Consider the following 4579-nt stretch of genomic DNA (forward strand, 5'->3'; position numbering starts at 1 on the left):
CCTATGCCGCCGACGTCGCGGAACTCGCAGCCCATCTGGACCTCAAGAACGCCATCCATGTCGGCCATTCGACCGGCGGCGGCGAAGTGGCGCGTTATGTCGCCAAGTATGGCGCCGGCGGCCGTGTCGCCAAGGCGGTGCTGATCGGCGCGGTGCCGCCAATCATGCTCAAGACTGCCGCCAATCCCGGCGGCCTGCCGATCGAAGTGTTCGACGGCTTCCGCTCCGCGCAGGCAGCCAATCGCGCCCAGTTCTTCCGCGACGTTCCATCAGGTCCGTTCTACGGCTTCAACCGCCCGGGCGCAGAGGTATCGCAGGGCGTCATCGACAATTGGTGGCGCCAGGGCATGATGGGCGGCACCAAGGCGCATTATGATTGCATCAAGGCCTTTTCGGAAACCGACTTCACCGAGGATCTGAAGGCGATCGACGTGCCTGTGCTGGTCATGCACGGCGACGACGACCAGATCGTTCCCATCGCGGACTCGGCGCTGCTGACGATCAAGCTGCTCAAGAAGGGCGAGCTCAAGGTCTACAAGGGCTTCCCGCACGGCATGGCCACGACCCATGCAGACATCGTCAATGCCGACCTGCTGGCCTTCTTCAAAGCATAGGCCGTTGGAACGAAAAAAGCACCCGCCGTCCGGCGGGTGCTTTTCCTTGCGTGGGTTTCAGGCCTGATCTAGGCGGCCGCCTGCGCCTTGCGCGCTTCCTTCATGTTGGGCAGGAACACGGTCAGCAATCCAAGGAACGGCAAATAGGAGCAGATCTGGAAGACGAAATCGATGCCCTTCATGTCGGCGACGACGCCGAGCACGGCCGCCGCGATGCCGCCCATGCCGAAGGCGAAGCCGAAGAAGATGCCGGCGATCATGCCGACGCGACCCGGCACGAGCTCCTGCGCAAAGACGACAATGTTGGAGAACGCCGAGGAGAGGATCAGGCCGATCAGCACCGTCAGCACCATCGTCCATTCCAGATTGGCGTAGGGCAGGGCGAGCGTGAAGGGCAGCACGCCGACGATGGAGAACCAGATCATCGCCTTTTGCCCGTAGCGGTCGCCGAACGGGCCGCCGAGCAGGATGCCCAGCGCCGAGGCACCGAGGAACAGGAACAGCATGACCTGGCTCATCTGCACAGAAACGCCGAACTTATGCATGGAATAGAAGGTGTAGTAGCTGGCGAGGCTGGCGATGTAGGCATTCTTGCTCAGCACCAGCAGTGTCAGCACGATCAATGCATTCATCACCTTGCGGCGCGGGAAGGGCGAAACGAAGCTCGCCGCCTTGCGGGTGCCCTGCGCGGCACGCAGCCGGCTGTACCAGCCGCCGACCTGCCACAAAACGATGATGCCGATCAGCGAGCCGACGGCGAACCAGGAAATGCTGGTCTGGCCGAACGGCACGACGATGAAGGCCGCCAGCAGCGGCCCCATGGACTGGCCGAAATTGCCGCCCACCTGGAACAGCGACTGCGCCAGGCCGAAGCGGCCGCCGGAAGCGAAGCGGGCGATGCGCGAGGATTCCGGGTGGAAGATCGCCGAGCCGATGCCGATCAGCGAGGCGCCGATCAGCAGCAGCGAATAATGCCCGGCATAGGCGAGCACGATCAGGCCGATCAGCGACGACGCCATGCCGTAGGGCAGCGAATAGGGCATCGGCCGCTTGTCGGTGATCATGCCGATCAGCGGCTGCAGCAAGGATGCGGTCACCTGGAAAGTGAAGGTCAACAAGCCGATCTGCCAGAAATCGAGGCCATAATTCTCTTTCAGGAGCGGGTAAATGGCCGATAGCAGCGACTGCATGATGTCGTTGATGCAGTGGCAGAAGCTCACCGCCAGGATGACCGTGAAGGCCGTCGCCTGGGCTGAGGCGTGACTGGCGCTCGCCGGTGGGGCGACGCTGGCTGCTGTCGTATCGGTCAAGGTAGGCTCCGTGGTCTTTTTGGCGGGCACGCCCGCAGGCAACTGGCGGACGCTCCTTGCGGCCACCCTAGGGACGGTGCCTTATAAGCCGCTTGCGAGACGACTTCTTTCGTGGTTTGGTCCAATAGTTTCGCAACTGGGCCATAACTAGATGCCGCACGGCAAAGAAGTCTTTCACGCTGGCAATGCCAATCTCGGCCAGTTGCACGAGAGCCGCTGGCAGTGGCTTGAGCAAGTGGCCGGGCCGGCGGTGGCATTGCCGACCGAATATCCTGACGGCTACCGCGTGCCACAGCACCGCCACAGCCGCAGCCAGCTCTTGCATGCGCTTGTCGGTGTGGTGCTGGTGACGACACGCTACGGGCGCTGGATGGTGCCGCCCGACCACGCGATGTGGATTCCAGCCGGCACCGAGCATTCCGTCGAGATGCTGGGCGACGTCTCGATGCGTTCGGTTTATGTCATGCCACAGGCGATCCCGGGGCTGCCCGAAGGCTTGCGCGTTGTGGGCGTCACCGACCTGATGCACAGCCTGATCGTGGAATCGGAGAAGCTCCCGCAAGGCGGCGTTCTGGAAGGACGCGGTGGGCTGATCATGAACCTTTTGCTGCACGAAATCCCGACCTTGCCGGAACGGCCTCTCGGGCTGCCATTTCCGTCCGATCCAAGATTGTCGGCGCTGTGCCGACGCTTCGTCGCAGCACCGTCGCCGCATGCGACCATCGACGAGTGGGCCGATGCAGCCGGCATGAGCCGCCGTTCCTTCACGCGCGCCTTCCAGCGCCAGACCGGCCTGTCGCTGTCGACATGGCGCCAGCAGGCCTGCCTGTTCGCGGCGCTGCCCAGGCTGGCGGACGGCGAGCCGATCACCAGGGTGGCGCTTGATCTCGGCTATGACAGCGTGCCGGCCTTCATCACCATGTTCAAGCGCATGCTGGGGACCTCGCCGCGCGGCTATATGCGCGGCGCACGCGAGAACGTCGAGGTCGCTCGTCGCCTGATCGGCCCGGTTCGGTTGGAAAGCTCCGCGCCTTAAGGGCAGGCGGGTTTAGTCGAACAGGCTCGACACCGATTCCTCAGTCGCCGTGCGCGAGATGGCTTCGCCCATCAGGTCGGCGATCGAGATGACGCGGATGTTGGGCGCGTCGAGCACGCCCTGGGTCGGCTGGATGGAATCGGTGATCACCAGTTCCTGCAGCTTCGAGCCGCTGATGCGGGCAACGGCACCGCCCGACAGCACGCCGTGGGTGATATAGGCGGTGACGCTGGTGGCGCCGTTGGCCAGCAGTGCATCGGCGGCATTGCACAGCGTGCCGCCGGAATCGACGATGTCGTCGATCAGCAGGCAATCCTTGCCGGCGACCGCGCCGATGATGTTCATCACTTCCGATTCGCCCGGCCGTTCGCGGCGCTTGTCGACGATGGCCAGTTGCGCATCGAAGCGCTTGGCCAGCGCACGAGCGCGGACCACGCCGCCAATGTCGGGCGAAACCACCACGACGTTGCCGAGTTGCTTGTATTTGGCCTTCACGTCGCGGGCCATGACCGGCACGGAAAACAGATTGTCGGTCGGGATGTCGAAGAAGCCCTGGATCTGGCCGGCATGCAGGTCGAGCGTCAGAACGCGGTCGACGCCGGCGCGGGTGATCATGTTGGCAACCAGCTTGGCCGAGATCGGCGTGCGGCCGGAGGCGCGGCGGTCCTGCCTGGCGTAGCCGAAATAAGGGATGACCGCCGTGATGCGCTTGGCCGAGGAGCGCATGAAGGCATCGATCATGATGAGCAATTCCATCAAATGATCGTTGGTCGGAAACGAGGTCGACTGCAGGATGAAGACATCCTCGCCGCGCACGTTTTCCTGGATTTCGACGAAGATTTCCTGGTCGGCGAAGCGCCTGACCGTGGCTTTGCCCAGCGGGACGTTGAGGTACCGGGCGACTGCTTCGGCCAGCACCCTGTTGGAATTGCCCGCGAAGAGTTTCATGCACGGTTCCTGGTGGAGGATGATGAGGCCTGACGGACTCGCTTGCGCCCTTTAACCGGGCTTTTAGCGGCCCGCGCTGGTATTGCAAGCGCCGAGATCGGGAATCCGCCGGCTAAACTCAAGAAAGCTCCGCGCCATCGCCGGACTGCAACAGGGAGCAGGGGACTTGTGCTGGTTCTTCTTCTCATTGGGCATCGGATTTTCCCAAAACCGTCTCCACTTTGGGGTCCGATGCCTCTAGCCCGCCTTGCCGCCGAGCCAGGCGGCGAACTGGTCGATGGTCTGGTCGGCGATCGCCTGCATGGTGGCCGGCGAGATCCCCTTCCAGCTGTCGCCGCCCGCGCTGGCGCCGGAATTGACCGACGGAGCCTTCTGCTGGCCATTGATGCGGTGCAGCCGGTTGCCAGCGGGGTCATAGACGTCCCAGACATAGATGACGGTGGTGTCGGCGCCTTCGGACATCGTCGAGAAATAGCCCTTCAGCACATGTGTCACGGTCTGGTCGGCGCTGCCGGCGAGAGTGATGCCGCGCTGCCTGGCACGGGTCTGCAACTCCGCCGTCAGAGGTGTCGCAGCTTCCACCGAAGCGCCTACGATCGGCGCGATCTGCAAGCGGGTCTTCGACAGGATGGCAGCGCTTTGGGCTGATGTGACCGGTGCGGCGGCGGTTG

5 protein-coding genes are annotated in these 4579 nt (G+C 63.6%); 2 read left to right on the forward strand and 3 right to left on the reverse strand.

The window, feature by feature from the left end:
- A partial coding sequence (locus EN932_RS29860; RefSeq protein ID WP_164890682.1) for an alpha/beta hydrolase occupies positions 1-614 on the forward strand: 614 nt, incomplete at its 5' end.
- Between the two features lie 68 nt (positions 615-682).
- Here the strand turns inward: EN932_RS29860 and EN932_RS29865 are convergent.
- Positions 683-1924: an MFS transporter gene (locus EN932_RS29865; RefSeq protein WP_063170320.1), complete on the reverse strand. Its 1242-nt coding sequence runs from the start codon at positions 1922-1924 to the stop codon at positions 683-685.
- 151 nt (positions 1925-2075) lie between these two features.
- Between EN932_RS29865 and EN932_RS29870 the strand changes: the two genes are divergently transcribed.
- Positions 2076-2960 (forward strand): helix-turn-helix transcriptional regulator, encoded by an 885-nt coding sequence (locus EN932_RS29870; protein WP_013530001.1) that lies wholly within the window; start codon positions 2076-2078, stop codon positions 2958-2960.
- Positions 2961-2972: 12 nt separating this feature from the next.
- On the opposite strand, the gene EN932_RS29875 is transcribed toward EN932_RS29870, so the two are convergent.
- On the reverse strand, positions 2973-3908 hold the full coding sequence (locus tag EN932_RS29875) for a ribose-phosphate pyrophosphokinase (protein WP_013530002.1): 936 nt from the start codon (positions 3906-3908) through the stop codon (positions 2973-2975).
- A 237-nt stretch (positions 3909-4145) separates the two neighbouring features.
- Positions 4146-4579, reverse strand: a 434-nt coding sequence (locus EN932_RS29880) for a hypothetical protein (RefSeq protein ID WP_128369284.1), incomplete at its 5' end; no start/stop codon positions are given.

The sequence above is a fragment of the Mesorhizobium sp. M7A.F.Ca.US.002.01.1.1 genome (assembly GCF_004022955.1).
GTDB classification, from domain to species: domain Bacteria; phylum Pseudomonadota; class Alphaproteobacteria; order Rhizobiales; family Rhizobiaceae; genus Mesorhizobium; species Mesorhizobium ciceri.

Excerpts from the sequence above, each read along its gene's own strand:
- EN932_RS29870 (WP_013530001.1), top strand. The coding sequence starts at position 2,076 with ATGCCGCACGGCAAAGAAGTCTTTCACGCTGGCAATGCCAATCTCGGC.
- EN932_RS29875 (WP_013530002.1), bottom strand. The coding sequence starts at position 3,908 with ATGAAACTCTTCGCGGGCAATTCCAACAGGGTGCTGGCCGAAGCAGTC.